This window comes from Nocardia aurantiaca (assembly GCF_009708175.1).
In the GTDB taxonomy this organism is placed as follows: Bacteria; Actinomycetota; Actinomycetes; order Mycobacteriales; family Mycobacteriaceae; genus Nocardia; species Nocardia aurantiaca.
Window position 1 is genome coordinate 295,780 of sequence record NZ_WMBB01000002.1, and the last position, 25,900, is coordinate 321,679.

The 25,900-nt window shown below is 65.5% G+C and carries 1 protein-coding gene; it reads left to right on the top strand.

The window, feature by feature from the left end; translation table 11 throughout:
* Nucleotides 1-1,177 precede the first annotated feature (1,177 nt).
* Complete coding sequence (locus GLP40_RS04775; protein ID WP_154786583.1) at nt 1,178-25,669, top strand: non-ribosomal peptide synthetase; 24,492 nt, start codon at nt 1,178-1,180, stop codon at nt 25,667-25,669.
* The last annotated feature ends 231 nt before the right edge of the window (nt 25,670-25,900 follow it).

The window sequence follows — 25,900 nt, forward strand, 5'->3', positions numbered from 1 at the left end:
AGGCCGAGCATATCCGGCTGGCCGAAGAGGTCGAGCGAGGATGAACTGGTCTGTCCGTCCGAGCCCTGCTGGGGTCACAGCAGGATTGGTTGGGCGATGTCGCCCTACCTGCGAATATTCCGGTCACAATACCACTTGTGCAAATTCAACAGCCGCACTATACGTCGGTAGCGCCCGAATGGCTGGTCGTGCTGCGACACGCCGACAAGTGTCCTGATCCAGTTCGTTGGAAGTCGGACTATTTTGTGCTGCGTTTCGAGGTTGTTCGCTATTGCACTCCGTGCGGAATTGGATGTGTGCGGGGTGTGCGTGTGTGCTCGTTCTCGGAGAGGTTGTGCGGTCGCCGGAATCGGTCGCGGTCTGGCAAGGAGCGGTGGGTGAGTTGTGTTCCGCGTGCGATGCGCGTTCCGGTGCAACCGTTCTGAGAAGGGAACGAGGGTCCGTGAGCCCGGGAACAGGACCTGGTTGTCAAGGTGTTGTCTGCCGTGGCGCAGCTCCGACCGCATTCCATCGCGTGCTTCGGCACCATACGTGGACGCTCGGAGGGACGGGAGATGGCGAGCGTCAAGTGGCGTCGGCCGGCGCGGGAAAGGCCGACGCCCGAGTGGTCGACTTCAGGCCGCAGAGCCATGCGTCGCTGTTTCCCGCCCCGGATCTCGCCATGTTATGCTCGGCGCCACCTGATGTTGGATCCCGCGCTGCCGAATCACTCTGAATAGCAGCGCGCGCACTCCGTGTGTCTGATTGTTGCTGACCTTTCGTGGTGAGTGAACGCATTGCAGCACGGCGTTCGGCGGGCCGAAACGCTGTATTCCGGGCGGGCCGAGGGGCTGTTTGTGCCTGCCTGTCCTGTCCTGTGCGCGCCGAGAGATAGCTGCTTGCATGTGAGCTTGCGTTGCTACGCCAGATGTTCGAAATGTCCGACCTTTCAGATTTCGAGATACTGGGAGACATCGATAAATGGACGTTGGGGGAGTTATCGCACCGCAACCTGGCATCCCAGTCGGATTCTCATATCCGACAAGGTGAGTCATGTGATCTTCTGATCGACATGTTCCGGCGCTGGGGATTGAGTGCCGCTTCGACGTAGACAAAACGCGTATATAGGCAATTTCGGGCACGAGCAGGGGTTGTTCCGCTGTGTTCTGGTGCCTCCGAGTCTGAGCGAGGGGTTTAGATGGAGTTGAAGTCAGCCGAACTTGTCGACCGCCAGTCGGACCTGATTCCGCTGTCGAGGGCGCAGTACGGCATGTGGCTTGCGGACAATCTGCCCGGCGGGCAGGCGATGAACATCGCGCACTACGTCGAGATCGAGGGACCTATCGACTTCGACACCTTCGTCAGGGCGGTGACCGATGCCGGCCGTGAAACCGAATCCCTCATCGTTCGGGTGGTCGAGTCCGATGGCGTTCCATATCAATTCGTTGACGACAGCATTACATACGACGAGTCCGTACTGGACGTCAGCGGCGAGAGCGATCCGTTCGCGGCGGCAATGGAATGGATGCGGCGCGATTACAACACGAAAGCTGTTGATCTGAGCCGTGATCGACTCACGACGACACGGTTGATCCGCCTCGCCGAAGATCGGTATCTGTGGTACGCGCGTGCCCACCATCTCATCATCGATGGATACGGCGCGTTCAACGTATTGAAGCGGATAGCCGAGCATTACAACGCATTGTTCGAGGGCAGGCCGCCCATGCCTTTGGAGGCGGCCGGGCTGCGCGACATCATCGAAGCGGAGCATGCGTATCGCGCGAGTTCTCGTTTCGAGAAGGACAAGACGTACTGGCTCGGCAAGGTTGCCGACCTGCCCACACCGACGAGTCTGTCCGGTCGCACCGCACGGCGGAGCAAGGTCGATCGTGTCTCCGGCCTGGAGCTTCCGTCGCAGTTGTCCGACATGCTCGACCGTTTCTCCGGCAGCCTGCAGGCATCACCTGCGCAGGTAGTCGTGGCAGCCTTCGCCGCGTTCCTCGCGCGGATGACCGGTGGCGACGATGTGGTGTTGTCGATGCCAGTCAGCGGGCGTGTGACCAAGCGCCTGCGCAATGCGGGCGCGATGTTGGCGAACATGGTGCCGATCCGGTTCACCGTGGATGCGACGACCACCGTGGAGCAACTGGTCCGCGCGTCAGTGTCCGAACTCGTCCTCGCGATGCGGCACCAGCTCTATCGGTTCGAGGATCTGCGCCGCGACTCGAGTGCGCTGGATGCGTCCGCGAACTCGTTCGGTCCGATTGTCAATATCCTCTTCTTCGACTCGGAAATTCGCCTCGGGTCGGCTGTCGGCCGCTACCGCGCATTGACCTCGGGCGCGTTGGACGATCTGCAGCTGAATCTGTACCGTTCCGGAGCCGACGCGCCGCTGTTGATCGAACTGCATGGCAACGCGAATCTCTACAGCCAGGATGAACTCGACGTACATGCCCGCCGGTTCATCGCCTTCTTGCAACGCGTCATGGATTCGCCCGTCGAAACAGCTCTGAGCGCTATTCCGCTCCTGGACCCCGCTGAAGAGGCGCGGATCGTCGGGGCGCTGGCCGGCCGTGACGGTGCAACGACTACCGCTACGCTCGTGGATTTGCTGACGCGGCAAGCCCTTTCGACGCCGTCGGCGATCGCCGTCACCTCGGGCGAGACCTCCCTCACCTATCGGGAGCTGGACGAGCGTTCCAATCGGGTCGCCCGCGCCTTGATCGCACGCGGGGCGGGCCCGGACTCGCTGGTAGCGATCGCGATGCCACGCGGCGCCGATCTCATCGTCGTCACGCTGGCCGTGCTGAAAACAGGCGCGGGATACCTGCCGTTGGATATCGCGCATCCGGCCGATCGGCTGGAATACGTGCTGAACGACTCCGATCCGATCGCCGTTGTGACGACTCGTGCCATGCACGAGTACGTGCCGGGCGACCCAGGTCGCGTGGTGCTGTTCGACGACCTTATCGGCGCGGTCGGTGATGAGATCGCGGCACCGATCACCGACGCCGACCGGATACGCCCACTGTGCCTCGACAACATCGCCTACGTCATCTATACATCGGGGTCGACGGGACGACCCAAGGGCGTGGCCATCCCCCATCGCGCGGTGGCGACGTACGTGGTGAACGCGTGCGCCGAGATCGGCGTCCGGACCGAAGACGTGTGGACGTTGTTCCATTCCTTCGCGTTCGACTACTCGGTGTGGGAGATCTTCGGCGCGTTGGTCAGTGGTGGCCGCGTGGTCGTCGTGGACAGCCTCACCACACGCTCACCGGATGATGTCGTGCGCTTGGCGGCGCGTGAGAAGGTGACCGTCTTCAACCAGACGCCGTCCGCGTTCCAGCAGTTCGGTGCGGCGCGCCGACGGTACGAGGACGCCGGCGAGCCTGACGGGGAGCTTTCGCTGCGACTGGTCATACTCTCCGGCGAACGTCTCGACCCGGCGGGGTTGGCGGATTGGTACGAGCACAACCCGAAGCTACCTGTGTTGGCGAACAGCTACGGTATTACCGAAACCACGGTTTTCGTGACGTATCTCGGCCTGACACCGAGCATCGCGACGCCGGATGCGCCGAGCGCGATCGGTTCGGCACTGCCGGGCCTGCGCACGTATGTTCTCGATGAACGACTGCGGCCGTCACCGTTGGGCGCCTGGGGTGAGATCTACGTCGCCGGAACCCAACTCGCCCGCGGTTATCTCAATCGCCCTTCGCTGACCGCTGCCCGTTTCGTTGCCAACCCGTTCGGTCGGCCGGGCGAGCGGCTCTATCGCAGCGGCGATGTCGCGCGATGGAACCACAAGGGTGAGCTGGAATACCGCGGCCGTGCCGATCAGCAGGTTCAGCTGCGTGGGTTCCGCATCGAGTTGGACGAAATTCGCACTGTGTTGTTGACCCATAGCACGGTTTCGGCGGCAGTCGTCACCGTGCATCTCCCTGGCACGGAGGCGGCCAGGCTCGTCGCTTATGTCGTGCCTGCCGGTGAAGAAGCCTGTGCCGCTGACACCTTGCGCACGCATGTCGCGACATTGCTGCCGGAGTACATGGTGCCGGCTGTCGTCGTGGTGTTGCCCGAGCTGCCACTGACGGTGAACGGCAAGGTGGATCTTCGAGCGCTGCCGGAGCCGGTTTTCGATTCTGCCGCGGCCTATGTGGCGCCGAGTTCGCCTGTCGAGGAGATGATCGCGGACATCTTCGCCGAGGTACTGGATCTCGAGCGAGTCGGGGTCCTGGACAGCTTCTTCGAACTGGGCGGCAATTCGCTTACCGCGACCAATGTCGCCGCACGGATCGCCGAGGTGACGCGATCGGATGTGTCGGTCCGCGATCTGTTCGGCAAGCCGACCGTCGCCGAACTCGCCGCACATATCGACGCCGAGTACCGGCCCGGGAGGCCCGTGCTGCGCGCGCAGTCGCGCGTCGAGCCAATTCCGTTGTCGCCGGCGCAGAACAGGATGTGGCTGATCAATCAGATCGACCCCTCCTCCCCGGCGTACAACATTCCGCTGGTGGTACAGCTGAGCGGCCGACTCGATGTCACTGCGCTGCACGCGGCTCTGACAGACGTGATCGATCGGCACGAATCCCTGCGCACCGTCTATCCCGATGTGAAAGGCGAAGGAACACAGGTTGTTCTGGCCGCCGAGCACGTTGTCGCCGGTCTCGATCTGGTATCGGAGACGGTCGACCTCGGCGATGTCACGCATCGGATCGGTGAGCTGACGTCGACCGGCTTCGACGTGCGGACAAGTCCGCCGATCCGGGTCGCGCTGCTCGCGTCCAGGGACCGGCGTAGGCACGTCCTGGTAATGGTCCTGCACCACATCTGCTGTGACGGTTCGTCTCTTCCGCCGCTCGCGGCCGATGTCGCGGCCGCCTACGAGGCCAGGTCGCAGGAGAAGAACCCGGATTGGCAGCCCCTGACCGTGCAATATGCCGATTACAGCATCTGGCACCGCGGCATGCTGGGCGACGTGAATGACCCCGAGTCACTGGCGGCACGTCAGTTGCGTTATTGGGTAGCACAATTGGCGGGGATGCCGCCGGTGCTGGAGCTGCCTACGGACCGTCCGCGTCCTGCTCGCCGATCCATGCGCGGCGATATCACCGACAGTGTGATCACAGCCGAAACATTCGCTGCGATCGAGCGTTTGGCCCGCACGGCCGGCGTCACCACCTTCATGGTCGTCCACGCCGCGCTGGCGGTTCTGCTGGCCCGGCTGTCGGGTTCGAGGGATATCACCATCGGGACGCCGATCGCGGGCCGAGGCGAGCGTGCGCTCGAGCCGCTCATCGGCATGTTCGTCAATACGGTGGCGCTGCGCACCGAGGTGCGTTCCGATGAATCCTTCATCGCGTTTCTGGCGCGGGTCAAGGACATCGATGTCGATGCCTTTGCCAACAGCGACCTTCCATATGAACGGGTTGTCGATGAAATAGATCCCAAACGGTCGGCCGCGCACGCGGAGCTGTGCCAGGTCTACCTCGCCTTCGAAAACATGGACCGCCCGAGCGTGGAGCTGTCGGAACTTTCGGTCGAGATCCTGGATCCGGGGGCGCAACAGGCGAAGGTGGACCTCATCGTCACCGTCGCCGAAAATGCCTCCGCGGGGGGCGATGTCGCCCTGCGGATCAATTACGCCACAGATCTGTTCGATCGGGAGACCGTCGAAGAGTTGGCCGGGCGGCTGAATCGGATCCTCGATGCGGTCGTGTCGAATCCGCACCTGCGGGTGGGTAGGGTGAACGTCCTGTCGGGGGTCGAGCGGGCAAGGTTGGTGCCTGCGTCGGCGGGCCATGCCGAGGCGCCACGGGTGTTGGCGGGGTTGTTGTCGGTCGCGGATCCCGATGCGGTGGCGGTGGTTGCCGGTGAACAGACGGTGTCGTACGGGGAGTTGGAAGCTCGGTCGAATCGTCTTGCGCGGCAATTGATCGCGTGGGGTGTGGGCCCGGGCGATCGGGTCGCGTTGGCCATGGCGCGGTCAGTGGAGTTCGTGGTCGGGATGTGGGCGGTGACCAAGGCTGGCGCGGCCTTTGTGCCGGTGGATCCGCGCAATCCGGCCGAGCGGGTCGCTTTCATGGTGGCCGATGCCGGTGTGCGGGTGGGGATCACCGTTGAGGCGATGCAGGATCTGCTTCCGGACTCGGTCCGGCGGATGGTGCTCGACGCTCCACACGCGACGGTTCACATCGCAGCTCAGTCCTCGGCGGCGGTGACGGATGCGGATCGGGTGCGTTCCTGCCGCATCTGCGACACGGCCTACGTGGTGTACACCTCGGGGTCGACGGGGACGCCGAAGGGTGTCGAGGTCACGCATGAGGGGTTGGCGAATTTCGCTGCCGAGCAGCGGGAGCGTTATCGGGTCGACAGTTCCTCGCGAGTGTTGCACTTGGCAGCACCGGGTTTCGACGCGGTGGTGCTGGAATTGCTGATGGCTCATGCGAACGGAGCGGCGTTGGTGGTATCGCCTCCGGATGTGTTCGCGGGTCATGAGTTGGCAGAATTGATCGGGACGCAGCAGGTGTCGCATGCATTCGTGACGCCGAGCGTGCTGGCGACGATGTCACCGTCCGGTCTGGATTCGTTGCGGGTGCTGGTGTCCGGCGGGGAGACGGTGTCGGCGGAAACGGTCGCGGTGTGGGCACCGGGCCGTCAGCTCTTCAATGCCTACGGGCCCACCGAGACCACAGTCGCGGTCGCGATCAGCGACCCGTTGTGTGTGGAGGACCGCGTCACCATTGGTGGTCCGATTCGTGGTGTCGAGGCCGTGGTGCTGGATGCGGGCCTGCAGCCGGTGCCGGTCGGGGTAGCGGGACAGCTCTATGTCTCCGGAGTGCAACTGGCCCGCGGATACCTCAACCGGCCGGTCGCGACGGCCAGCGCCTTTGTGGCCAATCCGTACGGCTCCCCGGGGGCCCGCATGTACCGCACCGGTGACCTGGTGCGGTGGACGTCCGAAGAAACGCTCGAATATCTCGGCCGCGCCGACTTCCAGGTCAAGATTCGCGGGCAGCGCATCGAACTCGGCGAAATCGAGGCCGTTCTCGCGACGCACCCCGCCGTGGCGGTGGCGGTGGCGGTGGGCGCCGCGGTCGGCGGCGCGTCGCGACTGGTGGCCTACGTCGTGCCGACCGATGGCACCGTCGACACCGCGGATTTGCTGAAGTATGCAGCACAACGCCTGCCGTCGCACATGGTCCCGGAAACGGTGATGGTGCTCGAGACATTGCCGCTGTCGTCAGTGGGCAAGATCGACCGTGCGGCATTGCCCGAACCGGTTTTCGCCGCCACTACGATCGAATACGTCGCACCGCGCGACGCGGCCGAGCAGATGGTCGCCGACGTGTGTGCCGCGGTGCTGGGGATCGAGCGTGTCGGCGTCTTCGACAGCTTCTTCGATCTGGGCGGCAACTCGCTGTCAGCCACTAGAGCAGCAGCGCAACTGAGTGCCGCATTCGGCGTCGAAGTCTCGTTGCGCATGCTCTTCGAGGCACCGACCGTCGCCGCGCTGGCGGAGAATATCCGGACCAGCGACGCGGACGGACGAGAGCCGCTGGGCCCGCAAGAGCGCCCGGACCGGATCCCGCTGTCGCCCGCGCAGACACGCATGTGGTTCCTGAACCAGTTCGACACCACGTCGCCGATTTACAACATCCCGATGGTCGTCCACATGTCGGGCAACCTCGACGTGGCCGCGATGCACGCGGCGATCGCCGATGTGATCGAGCGGCACGAAACGCTGCGAACCGTCTATCCGGACAGCGACGGCGGACCGCACCAGATGATCATGCCGGTGGAGAAGGCACGGCCCGCACTGGTGCCGGTGCCGGTCGCGAAAAGCGACATCGAGGCGCGCATCGCCGCGGAGGGGGCCGCCGGGTTCGATGTCACCTCCGAGGTTCCGTTCCGGATCACTCTGCTGCGCAGCGCACCCGACGATCACACTCTGGTTCTGGTCGCCCATCACATCGGCTTCGATGGGTCGTCGCTCGCACCGCTGGCCGCGGACTTGACGACCGCGTACCAAGCCCGCGTCGGGCAACAGGCGCCGCAGTGGTCTCCGTTGTCGGTGCAGTACGCGGATTACACGCTGTGGCAACGAAAATTGCTCGGTACCGAGAACGATCCGCACAGTCTGACTGCCGCCCAGATCGACTATTGGCGCGCGGCCCTCGCCGATTTGCCCGAGGTGCTCGACCTGCCGACCGATCACGCTCGGCCGGCCAAACAGTCCTTCCGAGGCGCGACGGTGTCGGCGACGGTGCCCGCGGGCCTCTATCGTGAGGCGATCGCGTTGGCCCGCCGCCACGATGCGACGGCTTTCATGGTGATGCACGCTGCTTACGCGGCGTTGCTGGCGCGGCTTTCGGGGGTCGGCGACATCGCGGTCGGCACCCCGATCGCCGGCCGTGGCGAGCCCGGACTGGATGGTCTGATCGGAATGTTCGTCAATACGCTGGTATTGCGGACACGCGTCGAGCCCGCCACGCCCTTCCTGCGGATACTCGATCAAGTCCGGGCCACCGATCTGGCCGCGTTCGAGAACGCCGACATCCCATTCGAACGGCTCGTCGAGGTGCTGAATCCGCCTCGCTCAACAGCACACGCGCCGTTGACGCAAGTCGGATTCTCGTTCCAGAACATCGAGATCCCGACCGTGGAGTTCGAGGGCCTGACGGTTTCGGCCCGGATGGCTGATCCGAGCGTAGCCAAGTACGACCTGCATATGAACCTCGTCGACACGCTGGGGCCGGACGGTGAACCCGGCGACATGACAATCGAATTCGGTTACGCGACCGATCTTTTCGATGAGGCGATGATCACCTCGATGGTCGACCGCTACCTGCTGCTGTTGCAGGCGATCGTGGCCGATCCCACCCGCGCTGTCGGCGACATCGACCTGCTGACCGCCGACGAGGCGCGCGAGCTGGCGGCGCGGTCGAGCGGGGAGTCGACGCGTGTTTCTTCCGCGACGATCGCGTCCCTGTTCGCCGCGCAGGCGGCGGCGAACCCGAACAGCACCGCGGTTGTCGATGCCGAAGGTGGTGGTCGGCTCAATTATCAAGAATTCGCGGCGCGGGTGAATTCGCTGGCCCGGGCGCTGATCGGACGCGGGGTCGGCCCGGGAACCGTCGTTGCCGTCGCGATGCGCCGCAGCGTCGATCTGCTGACCACGTTGTACGCAATCCATGCCGCAGGCGCCGCCTATCTGCCTCTGGACCCGGATCATCCGCTCGATCGGGTGCGTGCGGTGGTCACGGACGCGAGGCCGAGTGCCGTGATCACCCGGCCGGTCGACGAGGCGAATGTGCCCGATGACGTGCCGGTATGGGCGTTCGAGCAGCTCGGCGCCGAACACGCGGATACGTCGATGGTGACAGACGCCGACCGGACCCGGGCCCTGCACCCGGATGACCTGGCGTACGTCATCTACACCTCCGGTTCGACGGGCGTGCCGAAGGGTGTGGCGGTACCGCATGCCGCGGTGGTGAATCAACTGCGGTGGCTGCGGGATCACTACGGGCTCGGCGGCGACGATGTCATGCTGATGCGGACGCCGGTCACCTTCGATCTGTCGGTCTGGGAGCTGTTTTCCGCATTGACCTGCGGCGCGGCGTTGGTTGTCGCGAGTCCCGACGCGCACGGCGACCCGGCCGCCATGGCCAGGCTGATGGTCGAACATCGCATAACCACCGTGGATTTCGTGCCGTCATTGCTGTCGGCGTTTCTCGATGCCGCCGGCGCGTACGAATTCCCCGACCTGCGGCGGGTGCTGTGCATCGGCGAGGCCCTGCCGGCCGACACCGTCCGCCGTTTCCGGGAACTCAGCGCCGCGCGCATCGACAACCTGTACGGGCCGACGGAGGCCGCGGTCAGCGTCACCGCTCACCGCATCGACACGCTCGACGCCGTCGCCGTGCCCATCGGCATCCCCGAAGCGAATATCATTGTGCGGGTTCTGGACTCGCGGCTTCACCCCGTTCCCGTCGGGGTGACCGGAGAGCTGTATCTGGGTGGCGTCCAGCTCGCCCGCGGCTATCATCGGCGTCCCGGTCCGACGGCGGCGACATTCATCGCCGATCCCTTCGACGACGCCGGCGGTTCTCGGCTGTACCGCACGGGCGATCTGGTTCGCTGGGACTCGGAGGGCAGCCTGCGCTATGTCGGCCGTGCCGACACCCAGGTGAAGGTCCGTGGTCTGCGGATCGAACTCGGTGACATCGAGGCCGCGTTGGTCGCGCACGAGCAGGTGACCGCGGCCGTCGTGCAGGTGCGCGCCGACCGCGGCGAGCAACGATTGATCGCCTACGCGGTGGCCGCGGAGGTGTTGGATATCAAGCAGATTCGGAAGTTCCTGTTGGAACGGCTGCCGGCGTACATGGTGCCCTCGTCGGTGATGCGGATCGACGCGATCCCGCTCACGGCCAACGGCAAGGTCGACTACCGCGCTTTGCCGGTGCCGGATCCGCGCAGCCGGGAATCCGAATACCGCGCGCCGCATGGCCTCATCGAGCAGACGGTGGCCGGAGTCTTCGGCGACCTGCTCGATGTTCCGGAGTTCGGCGCCGACGACAACTTCTTCGACCTGGGCGGGAATTCGCTGGTCGCGGCGCGCGCGCTGAGCCGGATCGGCGATATCGTCGGCGTGAATATACCGGTGCAGGTAATCTTCGAGGCACCCACCGTAGCCGAGCTCGCCGAACGCATCGCGCAGTTGCGTGCGGTACCGAACCTGCCCGCGCCGACTCGGAAGCCGCGTCCTGATCGCCTTCCACTGTCGCTCGCACAGACACGGATGTGGTTCCTCAACCAGTTCGACCCGGATTTGCCCGGATACGTTGTGCCACTGGCGATGAGGCTGGACGGCGTCCTCGACATCGATGCACTCGCGGCGGCCGTCGGTGATGTCGTCGAGCGGCATGAGATCTTGCGCACCATGTATCCGGCCATTGACGGCATGCCCACACAGGTCGTACTCGATGCGGCCGACGTCGTCGGAACCTGGGACCTCACACCGCAACCGATCGGTGAGCGCGAGCTGTCGGCCCGATTGTCCGAGTTTTCCGGTGCCGGATTCGACGTGTCGAAGGGTGCGCCGCTGCGGTTCGCGCTGTATCAGCTATCCGACCAGTCATGGGTGGCCGCATTGGCCGTCCATCACATCAGTTGCGACGGCTTTTCGGTTGCGCCGCTGGCCGCCGACATCGTCACGGCCTATCGTGCGCGGTCGGGTGGCGACGCGCCGGATTGGGCGCCGCTGGCCGTACAGTTCGCTGATTACGCCCTGTGGCAGCGAGAGGTGCTCGGCTCGGCGGACGACCCGGACTCGTATGTGGCCCGCGATATCGATTACTGGCGAACGCAACTCGCCGGCATCCCCGATCTGATCGAAGTGCCGACCGACCGCCCGCGGCCGCCGGTGCGGACGCAACGGGGCGCGGTCGTCTACGCAATGATCCCGGGTGAGCTGCAGGGCCGCGTAGAGGCGCTGGCGCGGCGCGCCGGAGCGACGACGTTCATGGTCGTGCACACCGCGCTGGCGGTGTTGCTGTCGAAGCTTTCGGGCAGCGACGACATCGTCATCGGCGTGCCTCATGCCGGCCGCGGCCACCGATCGCTCGACAACCTCGTCGGGATGTTTGTCAACACCTTGGTGATGCGCAGCAAGGTCGAGGTCGACCAATCGTTTTCGAGCCTGCTGAACCAGGTACGACGCACGGCCATCGAGGCTTTCGACCATGCCACGGTCCCGTTCGAGCAGCTGGTGGAGGCACTCAATCCCGCCCGGTCGACGGCGTATACGCCGTTATTCCAGGTCATGCTCGCCTATCAGAACATGACGCAGGCCCGGGTCGAACTTCCGGGTCTCTCGGTCGAGAACGTGGATCCCGGCGACAGTGCCGCGATATACGACCTGCTGCTGACGATGACGGAGGGGCACGGCACCCACAACGAACCGACCGGCATGACGCTGCGCTTGGCGTTCGCTGCTGATTTGTTCGTGGATGAGACGATGGCTCGGTTCGCTGAGGCTTTTGTGCGGATTTTGGAGTGTGTCACTGCGGATCCGGCGGTGCCTGTCGGTGATGTCGATATCGTCGATCCGGTACAACGACGCGAATTGTTGGACGCGGCGGGTGAAGACGGTGTGGTGGTCGCGGATGCGACTCTCGCGCATCTGTTTTCTGCCCGAGTTTTGGCTCAGCCGGACGCTGTCGCGGTCACCGATGGCGTCTCGCAGTTGACGTATGCGGAGCTGGATCGGAGGTCTGCTCAGGTCGCGGCTCGGCTGATCGAGCAGGGGGTGGAGCCGGAGTCGCTGGTGGCTGTGGCATTGCCGCGTTCGATCGATCTGGTGGTGGGCTTGCTTGCGACGGTGCGGGCGGGTGCCGGTTATCTGCCGCTGGATGTGGCATATCCGGTTGATCGGTTGCGGTTCGTGCTCGACGACGCGCGTCCGGTGGCGGTGCTGACATCGGCCGGGATGGCATCGGCGGTACCGGAGTGCGCGGTGCCGGTGGTGTTTGTCGAGGATTGTGCGGATGCGGCGGGCGGCTCTGTCCCGGTGGTGGCGGATCTGCGGCTGGACAATGTCGCGTATGTGATCTACACGTCGGGGTCGACGGGTCGTCCCAAGGGTGTGATGGTCAGTCACCGCGAGGCGGTCACACTGTTTGCCAATACGGCGAAGCGTTTTGATTTCGGTCCGGGCGATGTGTGGACGATGTTCCATTCGTACGCTTTCGATTTCGCGGTGTGGGAGATGTGGGGAGCTCTGCTGTCGGGTGGCAGGTTGGTCGTGGTCGATTACGACACGTCCAGGTCGCCGGAGGCGTTCGTTGATCTTGTGGCGCGGGAGCGTGTGACGGTGTTGAGTCAGACTCCGTCGGCGTTCTACGGTTTCGTCGAGGCGGAGCGTGGGTATCGCGAATCTGGTTGCGCGGCTGGTGAACTTGCTCTGCGTTATGTCGTGTTCGGTGGTGAGGCGCTGGATGCGTCGCGGTTGAGCGGTTGGTTCGCGGGGCATGATCTGCGGTCGCCGTGTTTGGTCAATATGTATGGGATCACCGAGACGACGGTGCATGTCACGTTCCGCGAGATCGACGAGACGGATGCGGCGGGGATCGGATCACCGCTGCCGGGGATGCGGGTGTATGTGCTCGATGAGCGGCTTCGGCCGGTGCCGATCGGGGTCGCAGGGGAGATCTATGTGGCCGGTGGGCAACTGTCGCGGGGCTATTTGCGCGCCCCGGCTTTGACCGCGGGTCGGTTCGTGGCGAATCCGTTCGGTCCGCATGGTTCGCGGTTGTATCGGTCCGGGGATCTCGGCCGGTGGATCAGGTCCGCGGGTGGGCTCGAGTTGGCCTATGCCGGTCGGGCGGACGCGCAGGTGCAGTTGCGTGGGTATCGCATCGAGTTGGGTGAGGTGGAGTCCGCGTTGCTGCGGCATCCTGATGTGGTGCGTGCTGCCGCGGCGGTGCATCGTCATGCGCAGGGTGTCGATCAGCTGATCGGCTATGTGGTGGGTGTCGATGGTCGGCAGGTCGATCCGGGTGAGGTCCGCGAGGCCGCCGCCGAGATATTGACCGGTTATATGGTGCCCTCGGCGGTGATGGTGTTGCCGGATCTGCCGTTGACTGTCAACGGCAAACTCGACCGAAAAGCCCTGCCGCAGCCGGTGTTCGACGATGTCGAGGAGGTCGTGCCGCCTCGCACCGAATACGAAGCAGTCCTTGCGACGATCGTCGCTGAGATGCTCATCAATCGCGATCGGGTGAGCGTGACGGCGAACCTGTTCGAGATCGGGGTCAACTCGCTCTCGGCTGCCCGCATCGCCGCCCAGGCCGCTGCGACGCTCGGTGTCGAGGTCGGCATCCGCGACATCTTCGACGCACCGACAATCGCCGGATTGGCCGAACGTCTTGGCAAGCGAACCGGTTCCATGGTGGTGCAACTCGTAGCCCGACCGCGACCGGCGGTGGTCCCATTGGCGGCCGCGCAACGGCGGATGTGGTTCCTCAATCAGTTCGATACCGCCTCGGCGGCATACAACATCTGCTTCGCGGCTCGGTTGACCGGCCGACTGAATGTCGATGCGCTGCAGGCGGCATTACTCGATGTGGTGGATCGGCACGAGCCACTGCGCACGGTGTATCCCGCCATCGACGGCGAACCGTGCCAGATGGTGCGGGATACGGCCGCCGTGGCCGGGGAACTGGTGCTGGACCCGGAGCCGGTCGCCGAGGAAGCGGAATTGGCCGAACGGATCCGGCAGGCCGTCGAAACGGGTTTCGATGTCGCGCAATCGGTGCCGGTACGGGCACGGGTGTACCGCACCGGCGCCGAGGAGCACGTGATCGTGCTCGTAGTCCATCACATCGCGGCCGACGGCTCGTCGATGGCGCCGCTGGCCGGCGATGTCTTCACCGCCTACGCGGCGCGTGTGAACGACGAAGCACCGCAATGGCAACCGCTGCAAGTCCAGTACGCCGACTACGCGTTGTGGCATCGCGAAATGCTCGGTGCGGAGGACGATCCATCGTCGCCGATCGCCCGGCAGATCGCGTACTGGAACGACGTCCTCGGCGACGCTCCGGAACTGCTCGACCTGCCGACGGATCGGTCCCGGCCTGCCACCATGTCGATGGACGGTGGCAGTGTCGCCTTTTCACTGTCGGCGCGGCTGCACGACGACGTCGTGCGGCTGGCACACCGTGAGGGCGTCACGGTGTTCGTCGTGCTGCATGCCGCACTGGCGATTCTGTTGGCGCGCACCGCGCACAGCGAGGACATCTCGATCGGCTCTCCGATCGCCGGTCGAGGCAGCCAGGCGCTGGACGATCTGGTCGGCATGTTCGTCAATACCGTTGTGTTGCGCACGCGGGTTCGGGACGATCTGTCGTTCCGCGAACTCTTGGCGCAGGTACGCGACATCGACGTCGATGCGCTGGCCCACGCCGACGTGCCCTACGAACGGCTGGTCGACGTCCTCGACCGCGCCCGATCCACGGCATATACGCCGCTGTATCAGGTGATGTTCGGGTTGCAGAACATGCGCGCGGCGCGATTCGAGCTGCCCGGTGTCGATGTCGAACTGCTCGATCCCGGTATCGCGCAGGCGAAAACCGATCTCACCGTGCTGATGACCGAATGCGTCGACGGTGAAGGGCCGGCCGGTATCGACGGCGAGATCATCTATGCCACCGACCTTTTCGCGGCATCTACGGCGGAATCACTCGCTCGGAGGTTCATTCGGGTCATCGAAGCGGTCACCGCCGATGCGAGCCGCGTGGTCGGCGGCATCGATCTGCTCGACGCCGCGGAGTCCGAACGGCTCCTCCCGGCGCGCGGCGGTGAGACCACGTCGCCGTGTCTGCTGCCCGACCTCCTGGCCGAGGCCGTGGCAGCACACCCTGCCGCGACCGCCCTGGTCGGAGACGCCGAGAGCCTCACCTACATCGAGCTCGATCAGCGGTCCAACCAGCTCGCCGCGCACCTGCTCGCCCGAGGAGTCGGACCGGGGACGTTCACCGCACTGGCCGTGCCACGCTCGGTCGACTACCACGTCGCCATGTGGGCGATCGCGAAGACCGGCGCCACGTTCGTACCGGTGGATCTGCGATATCCCGCGGAGCGGATCGCGCACATGGTGACCGATTCCGGTGTCACCGTAGGGATCACGGTCGCGTCCGCGCGCATGTCACTTCCGGACGACGTCCGATGGGTGGTACTCGACGAACCGGATTCAGCGGCCGAGATCGCCGCGCGGTCCAGCCGGGCCATCACGGATGCGGCTCGTCCCCGGGCACTTCAGCTTCGGGATGCCGCGTACGTGATCTACACGTCTGGATCGACCGGAACACCGAAAGGCGTCGTGGTCAGCCATGAGGGATTGGCCGGCTTCGCCGCCGAGCAGCGGGTCCGCTATCGCGTGGACGCCACGTCACGTGTGCTGCAAGTGGCGGCGCCCGCCTTCGACGCGGTGCTGCTCGAGGCATTGATGGCGTGCGCGGCCGGCGGATGCTTGGTCGTGTCGCCGCCGGAAGTGTTCGGCGGTCCGGATCTCGCCGCGCTGATCCGCGAGCATCAGGTGACGCATGCGTTCCTGACGCCCAGCGTGCTGGCAACGATGTCGCCGGCGGACTTCGGATCGGTGCGGGTACTGGCGGTCGGAGGCGAGATGGTCTCCGCGGACCTGATCGCCTCCTGGGCGCCAGGGCGGCAATTGCACAACATCTACGGTCCGACCGAGACGACGATCGTGGTCACGATCAGCGATCCGGTACAGCCGTCCGACGCGATAACCATCGGTGGTCCGATCCGTGGTGTCGAGGCTGTGGTGCTCGACGCCCGGTTGCGTCCGGTGCCGGTCGGCGTGACCGGGGAGTTGTACCTTTCCGGTGGCGCATTGGCCCGTGGCTATCTGAACCGCCCCGCTGCGACGGCGGGCGCGTTCGTAGCAAACCCATACGGCGGGCGCGGGTCGAGGATGTACCGCACCGGCGATATCGTCCGCTGGACCGCGCAAGGTGCGCTGGAATACATCGGCCGCACCGACTTCCAGGTCAAGATCCGTGGCCAGCGCATCGAACTCGGCGAGATCGACGCCGCGCTGCTGACACACCCGCAGGTTGCTTCCGCTGTCACCGTGAGCCGCTCGGGACCCGGTGGACAACCCTTGCTCGCCGCGTACATCGTGGCGGAGCACGCGGCGAGCGTCGAACCCGGTGCCGTGCTCGATCATGTCGCCGCTGTCTTGCCCGCCCACATGGTGCCGTCGACGATCACCGTGCTCGACCGCATGCCGCTCGCCTCGACGGGCAAGGTGGATCGAAAAGCGCTGCCCGAACCCGTTTTCGATATCCGCGGCGACGAAGCGGACGCTGCGGCCACCGACCTCGAGCGCACCATCGCGGCCGCCTTCGCGGATGTGCTCGGCGTTGCGTCGGTCGGCGTGACGACGTCGTTCTTCGCGCTCGGCGGTGACTCCATCATGTCGATCCAATTGGCCTCGCGGCTGAAGACGGCGGGCGTCGTCGTGACGGCTCGGGACATCTTCGAGCGCAAGACCGTGCGCGGGCTGGCGCAGGTGGCCGCGGCGGCGGACCGGGTGTCTCTCGCGGAGCTGCCCGGCGGTGGCGTGGGCGAGGTCCCCTTCACGCCGATCGTGGCCTGGTTCGTCGAGCGGCTCGGGAAAGCCGATCGGTTCGCGCAGTCGATGCTGGTGCGCTTGCCACGGGACGCGCGAGTCGACCAGGTGACCTCGACCGTGCAGGCAGTGCTCGAACAGCACGACATGCTGCGGTCGCGAATGCGCGAACGGTGCATGGAGGTGCCGCCTGTCCACGCCGCCGATGCCGTCGGCGCGGTGTTCGTGCGACGCTTCCGAGCGGACGAGGCGCCGGGCAGCGACGGTTTCACCGCCGTAGTGGAAGCGGCCCTGACCGAGGCATCCGGTCGTCTCGACCCCGCCGAGGGCCGGATGTTGCAGGTCGCGTGCCTGCTTCCGGAATCGGGTGTCGAGGCCGACGCCCGTGCCCTCATCGTGATTCATCATTTGGCCGTCGATGGCGTGTCGTGGCGGATACTGCTGCCCGACCTTGTCACCGCCTGGCAGCAGATCGGTCAGGGACACACGGTCGAGTTGCCGGCACAGGGCACATCGATGCGGCGATGGGCACACGCGTTGACCGCCGCCGCCACCGACCGTGGCAGCGAACTCGAGCTGTGGCAGCGGATGAGTACCGCGGCCGATCCACTGCTCGGGACCGCGGAATTGGATCCCGCGGTCGACACCCACGCCACGGTGCGGAACCTGACGGTCTCCATACCGGCTGCGGTGACCTCGGCGTTGCTGGACTCGGTGCCCCGGGCTGTGCGCGGCAGTGTGGATGATGCGTTGCTGGCCGGGCTGGCCGTCGCCCTGACCCGTTGGCGCAGACGACGCGGCATTCTGAGCCCGGGCCTGAAAGTCCTCCTGGAAGGACACGGCCGCGAGGAGCAAATCGCTCCGGGAGCGGATATTTCACGCACCGTGGGTTGGTTCACCAGTGCCTACCCCGTCAGCCTGGACCTGGTCGGAATCGACGACGCGGACCTGCGTACGGCAGTGAAGTCGGTCAAGGACCAGCTGCGCGAGATTCCCGACAAGGGCATCGGGTACGGCTTGCTGCGCTATCTGAATACCGACACGGTCGACCGGCTCGCGGCGGCGCCGCAGCCGCAGATCAGTTTCAACAATCTCGGCCGCGCCGGTGTGGACCTGACGTCGCTGTCGGATCTTGCGTGGGTCCCGACCGATGAGCGGTTCGACCGCCGATCCGCCTTCGATCCGAATATGCCTGCGGCAGCGGTGATCACGATCGACGTCAGCATCGTGGACACCGCGAGTGGACCGGAACTGTCGGCACATATCGGCTACGCCTCGCGATTGCTCGAGCACGATGACGTGACCGAGCTCGTCGACGGATGGGTCGACGCCGTGACCGAGATCGCCACCATCGCCGGCGCTGACGACGACTGGGGATTGTCCCGTGCGGATGTTCCGCTGGTCGACCTCACGCAGCGCGATCTGGACGCCTTCGCGGACCGGTACGGTCCACTGAGCGACGTGTGGTCGTTGGCGCCGCTGCAGGAGGGTCTGCTCTTCCACGCCGAATTCGCGGCAGGCGAACTCGACGTCTACACCGCGCAATCGGTCCTCACCCTCGCGGGCGAGGTCGACGAGAATCGGCTCGAGCTGGCCGCGCGAGCTCTGCTCGAGCGGCATCCCAACCTGCGGGCCGCATTCACACGAACGGCCGACGGCGTTCCCGCACAGGTCATTCCGGCCGGGACCAGCGTGCCCTGGCGCAGGGTCGATCTCTCCGGCGACACAGGGAAAGTCGATGAGCTGATCGAAGCCGAGCGGGCGGTCGTGTTCGATCCCGCCGACCCGCCACTGCTGCGGTTCCTGCTTCTTGCCGTCGGGCCGCACGAGTTCCGGCTGGTGTTGACGGCGCACCATCTGCTGCTGGATGGTTGGTCGTTGCCGCTGCTGTGGCGTGAGCTGATCGGTTCGTATGCCGTTGCGGCACAGCAGGAGCTGCTTGCGCCCGCGGCCTCGTATCGGCAGTACCTGGCATGGCTGGACCGCCGGGATCGCGACGCCGGCATCGAGGTGTGGCGGGACGCGCTGCGGGAGGTCAGCGAGCCTACGCTCGTCGCCGATCCGCGCACCGTGGCCACGGCGGATATTCCGATCGATCTGCCCATCGTTGTCGATCGAGCCACCACAGCGGAGTTGGTGACGTTCGCGCGGGCACGTGGCGTGACGATGGCGACGATCATGCAGTTCGCCTGGGCCGTGGTGCTGGGCAACCTGCTGGGCGTCGAACGCGTGGCCGTCGGCAGCACGGTATCCGGACGCCCCGCCGAACTGCCGGACGTAGAGTCGATGATCGGCCTGTTCATCAACACGATTCCGGTCGTCGCCGATGTGCGGCGGGACCTGACCGTCGAGGACGCGCTGCGTCTACTCCAAGCCGACAACACCCGTCTGCTCGACCACCACTACCTCGAACTGTCGCAGATCATGGCGGCCGCGGGCAGCGGCGAGTTGTTCGACACCCTGGTCGTGTTCGAGTCGTATCCGGTCGACAGCAGTGGCCTGGGCGATGCCGATATCGACGGTATGCGTGTGGTCTCAGCGGAGGGCTCGGACGCGGCGCATTACCCGATCACCGTGCAGGCGCACCATACCGACGAGTTGCATATCCGAGTCCGCTACCAACGCGCGCGCGTCGACGAGGTGATGGCGGCCGGTCTCGCGGCCCGTCTGGAAACCGTACTGCGGAACCTGACCAGCGATCCGGAGTCGAGGCTCGGCGCGATCGATCTGCTGACCACGGACGAGAGGCACGCGCTCGTACCCGCCAGGGGCGGCGCTGCCATGCCGCCATGCCGCATGTCCGAGTTGCTGGCCATGGGGGTGATGGCGAATCCCCATGCCGCTGCAGTGGTCTGCGGTCCGCGCACGGTGTCCTACGCCGAGCTGGATGCCAGGTCCAACCAGGTGGCGCGGCAGCTGATCGCTTGGGGTGTAGGACCGGGCGATCATGTCGCGTTGGCGATGCCACGGTCGGTGGAATTCGTGGCCGGCCTGTGGGCGGTGACCAAAGCGGGCGCGGCGTTCGTGCCTATCGATACCCGAAATCCGGCCGAGCGCATCGCACTCATGGTGGCGGACGCCGAGGTCCAGGTGGCGGTAACGGTCGAGGAGCAGCGGGGCCTGCTGCCTGGCGCAGTGCGCCAGCTGGTCCTCGACGATCCGGACACCGAGCTGTCGATCGCCGCCCGATCGACAGCCGCCGTCACGGACGCGGAGCTGGTGCGCACGCCGCACATCCAGGATGTGGCATACGTTGTCTACACCTCCGGCTCGACCGGACTGCCGAAGGGCGTCGCGGTCACCCATGAGGGTTTGGCGAATTTCGCTGCCGCGCAGCGGGACCGGCTCGACGTGGACGCGGGGTCGCGAGTACTGCAGGCCGCCGCCCCCGGTTTCGATGCGATCGTCCTCGAGATGCTGCTGGCTCACGTCACCGGCGCCATGCTCGTGGTGTCGCCGCCTGCGGTCTTCGCCGGTCAGGAACTGATGGAACTGATTCGCGCGCAACAGGTCTCGCATGCGTTCGTCACCCCCAGTGTGCTGGCGACGATGTCGCCGGCCGGTATGGATTCGCTGCGCGTGCTGATGGTCGGCGGCGAGGTGTTGACGCCGGAAACGGTGGAGATGTGGGCGCCGGGCCGGACCCTGATGAATGTGTACGGGCCGACGGAGACCACGATTCTCGCCGGGATCAGCGCCGCGTTGCACCCGGGTGACGCGGTGACGATCGGCGCGCCGATGCGTGGTGTCGAGGCCGTCGTGCTGGATGCGTGGTTGCGGCCGGCGCCGATCGGGGTGGTGGGCGAGTTGTACCTCGCGGGAGTGCAATTGGCGCGCGGCTACGTGAACCTGCCATCGGTGACAGCGGGCGCGTTCGTCGCGAATCCGTTCGGTGCGGCAGGTTCGCGCATGTACCGCACCGGGGACCTGGTCCGCTGGACACCCGAGCACACCCTGGAATACGTCGGGCGCCGCGATTTCCAGGTCAAGATTCGTGGCCAGCGCATCGAGCTCGGTGAAATCGAAGCTGTTCTGGCCGAGCATCCCGGGATCGAACAAGCCGTCGTCATGCGACGGAAGGACCAACGCGGCGTCGACCGGCTCGTCGGCTATCTCGTCACCGACGAGGACCTGAATCCGCGCGACCTTCGGGCCGCCGCGCGGTTGCGACTGCCCGCCCACATGGTGCCTGACGTGTTCATGGCGCTCGCCGAACTTCCTTTGACCACGAGCGGCAAACTCGACCGCTCGGCGCTCCCCGCTCCGCAATTTGCGGACGGCCGCGAGTGGGTCGCTCCATGCACCGATGCCGAACGACGTGTCGCCGCGGTGTTCGAGAGCGTCCTGGGCATCGACGGCGTGGGGGTGACGGACAGCTTCTTCGACCTGGGCGGCGATTCGCTGTCCGCCACCCGCGTGACCGCGCAGTTGAGCACGGCATCGGGAGTGCGTCTCGGGGTGCGAGACCTGTTCGAGTCGCCCGTGGTCGCCGAACTCGCGGCCCGCCTGGCAACATTCGACCGCGACCACCGGGTGGCGTTGACGCCGCGACCCCGGCCTGCGTGTGTACCGCTGTCGCCGGCGCAGCAGCGGATGTGGTTCTTCAACCAGTTCGACACCGCCGCCGGTGGATACAACATTCCGCTGGTGATGCGTCTGCGCGGAGAACTCGACGTCGACGCGCTACGGCAGGCGTGTGAACTGGTCATCGAACGGCACGAGTCGCTGCGGACCAAGTTTCCGATGGTGAACGGACAGCCGTGCCAGGTCGCCGTCGCCGCCGGCGAGGTCGTCCCCGTGCTGAGTCCGGTCCATATCGACCAGAACCAGGTCATGGACCGGGCGATCGCCGTGGTCTCGACCGGTTTCGATGTGACACAGGCGCCCCCGTTCCGTATCGAATTGTTCGCTCTCGACGATCGCGATCACGTTCTGGTCATCTGTGTTCATCACATTTGCGCCGACGGCCAGTCGATGATCCCGCTCGCGCGGGACGTGGCGATGGCATACGAGGCGAGCAGGCAAGGCACAGAGCCGACATGGCCGGTACTTCCGGTCCAGTACGCCGACTACGCGCTGTGGCAGCACGAGATCCTCGGATCGGCGGATGACCCGGACTCGGTCATGTCCCAGCAGTTGCGATTCTGGAAGGACACCCTCGACGGGCTGCCCGAGCTGCTCGAGCTGCCGACCGACCTTCCGCGGCCGGCGGTCGCGTCCATGCGTGGGCGCGCGGTCGAGTTCGAGCTTCCTGCCGAACTGCACGAGCGGATCATCGCCCTCGCACGCGCGAGAAGCGCGACGGTCTTCATGGTCCTGCAGGCCGCACTGACCGTGCTGCTTTCCAGACTCGCCGGCGTCGACGATGTCGCGATCGGCACCCCGATAGCCGGACGTGGAGAGCGTGACCTCGACGATCTGATCGGCATGTTCGTCAACACCCTCGTGTTGCGGTCACGGGTGTCGGCGCGGCAGCCGTTCGCGGAACTGCTCGCCTCGACCCGTGAGACGGATCTGGCAGCGTTCGCGCACGCGGACGTGCCTTTCGAGCAAGTCGTGGAAGCGCTCAATCCGCCCCGGTCGACAGCCCATCTTCCGCTGTACCAGGTAACGCTCGATGTCCAGAACCTGAGCAAGGCCGCGCTGGAGCTGCCGGAGCTGCGCATCGAGCCGCTGGAAGACGGTTTCGAGCAAGCCCAGGCCGACTTGAACGTGAAGCTGGTCGAGCGATTCGGTCAGGGGGGCCGTCCCGATGGCATGGCGGGACGACTCACCTTCGCTGCTGATTTGTTCGTGGATGAGACAATGACCCGGTTCGCCCACGCTTACGTGCGGATTCTGGAGTGTGTCACTGCGGATCCGGCGGTGCCTGTCGGTGATGTCGACATCGTCGATCCGATACAGCGGCGCGAATTGCTGGACTCGGCGGGAGAAGAAGGCGCTGTGGTCGCGGATGCGACGCTCGCGCACTTGTTCGCTGCCCGAGCCCTGGCCCAGCCGGACGCGGTCGCGGTCACTGACGGTGTCTCGCAGCTGACCTACGCGGAACTGGATCGGAGGTCTGCTCAGGTCGCGGCTCGGCTGATCGAACACGGAGTGGAGCCGGAGTCGCTGGTGGCCGTGGCATTGCCGCGTTCGATCGAACTGGTAGTGGGCCTGCTCGCGGTGATTCGGGCAGGCGCCGGTTATCTGCCGCTCGACGTGGCGTACCCCATTGACCGGTTGCGGTTCGTGCTCGACGACGCGCGTCCAGCGGTGGTGCTCACCTCCGTATACACGGCTTCGGACTTGCCGGAGTGCGCGGTACCGGTGGTGCACATCGAGGATTGCGCGGATGCGCCAGGCGGCGTCCCGGTGGCGCCGAACCTGCGGCTGGACAACGTCGCCTATGTGATCTACACGTCCGGGTCCACGGGCCGTCCCAAGGGAGTGACGGTCAGTCACCGCGAAGCAGTCACGTTGTTTGCCAACACGGCCGAACGTTTTGATTTCGGCCCGGGCGATGTGTGGACGATGTTCCATTCGTACGCTTTCGATTTCGCGGTGTGGGAGATGTGGGGAGCTCTGCTGTCGGGTGGCAGGTTGGTCGTGGTCGATTACGACACGTCCAGGTCGCCGGAGGCGTTCGTTGATCTTGTGGCGCGGGAGCGTGTGACGGTGTTGAGTCAGACTCCGTCGGCGTTCTACGGTTTCGCCGAAGCAGAGCGCGAGTATCGCGAATCCGGTTGCACGGCTAATCGACTCGCCTTGCGATATGTCGTATTCGGCGGCGAGTCGCTGGATGTATCCCGGTTGACCAATTGGTTTGCGGCGCACGATCTGCGATCACCGTGCCTGGTCAATATGTATGGGATCACCGAGACGACGGTGCATGTCACGTTCCGCGAGATCGACGAGACGGATGTGGCCGGGATCGGATCACCGCTGCCGGGGATGCGGGTGTACGTGCTCGATGAGCGGCTTCGGCCGGTGCCGATCGGCGTGGCAGGGGAGATCTATGTGGCCGGCGGGCAACTGTCGCGCGGCTACCTGCGCGCCCCGGCTTTGACCGCGGGTCGATTCGTGGCGAATCCCTTCGATCCGCATGGTTCGCGGTTGTACCGATCCGGCGATCTCGGCCGGTGGACCAAGTCCGCGCGTGGGCTCGAGTTGACCTACGCCGGTCGAGCGGACGCGCAGGTGCAGTTGCGCGGCTATCGCATCGAACTGGGTGAGGTGGAGTCCGCGTTGCTGCGGCATCCTGATGTGGCGCGCGCTGCCGCGGCAGTGCATCGCCATGCGCAAGGCGTCGATCAGCTGATCGGCTACGTTGTGGGTATCGATGGTCGGCAGATCGATCCGGGTGAGGTTCGTGAGACCGCCGCCCAGGTCCTGACCAGCTATATGGTGCCCTCGACGGTGATGGTGCTGCCGGATCTGCCGTTGACTGTCAATGGCAAGCTCGATCGAAAGGCTTTGCCCGTTCCCGATTTCGACACTTCGTCGACCGAGTTCGTCCCACCGCGAACGCATTCCGAGAAGGTGATCGCCGATGTCTATGCGCAGGTCTTGGGTGTCGGACGGGTCGGGGCTTCGGATGGGTTCTTCGATCTGGGCGGCAATTCGCTGCTGGCCACGATGGTGGTGAGCGAGCTGCGCGCTCGTGGCGTGACCATCGCGTTGCCATGGATGTTCGACGACGCGACACCGAAGGCACTGGCGCGCAGGGCCGATGAGGCTACGGGCGGCTCCGGTCTGGAGGTGCTGCTTCCGCTGCGCGCGAGCGGATCGAAGCCCGCGATATTCGGTGTGCACCCCGCCGGAGGATTGGCATGGTTCTACGGCGGTCTTGTCGAGCATTTGGATAAGGATCGACCGGTGTACGGCCTGCAGGATCCGCACGTCGTCGCGGGCGAACCTGGTGCGGAATCGGTGGATGAGTTGGCCGAACGGTATGTGGCCGAGATTCGCCGAGTGCAGCCGTGCGGTCCGTACCATTTGCTCGGCTGGTCGTTGGGCGGGCAGATCGCGCACGCGATGGCGGTGAAGTTCCAGCGCGACGGCGACCTTGTCGGGACTCTGACCCTGTTGGATTCCGCCGCCGACGTACTGGATCTGTCTGCTGATTCGATGATCGGTACTGCGGAGGAGCCCGCGCCGGGACGCTTGATGGCAGACCTGCTGGGCGGCTGGCGGGAACTGTTCGAACTCGGCGACGAAGTCGAGGCGGCGACCCCCGAGCAGGCGTGGTCGGTGATCCGCGATCAGGTGACCTCGACCGGCATGTTCACCGCCGAACAGGTCGATCGGGTAATGAACAGCTTCCAGATCGCGGCCGATATCGCCCAGCGGTATCGACCGGGAGTCTTCGACGGCGACCTGGTCTTCTTCACCGCGGGAAAGGACCGCGCGGACCACGACGCCCTCGTGCGTACGTGGCGACCGTATGTCACCGGCGACATACAGAACACGATCGTCGATGCACGACATCTCGAATTGACCCATCCGTTCGCCCTGGCCGTCATCGGCCCGATTATCGAAAGCTTCATGAGCTGAGAGCGCGACTCCACAAACCGAGGACCTTCGGCTCGAGGACGGCCGGACCGTCACCTGCACGAGTCCGGCCGAAGCGCGGATGCTGTGGAGTGAGATGTCGACGGAGGGGTTCTATCGGTGTGCCGCCCTGGGCTTGCGATCGGGGGGATACCGCACTCGACATCGGCGCGAACACCAGCCTGAGCGCGATGATGTTCGCCGACACCCGCCCCGGAGTTCGGGTGATCGCCG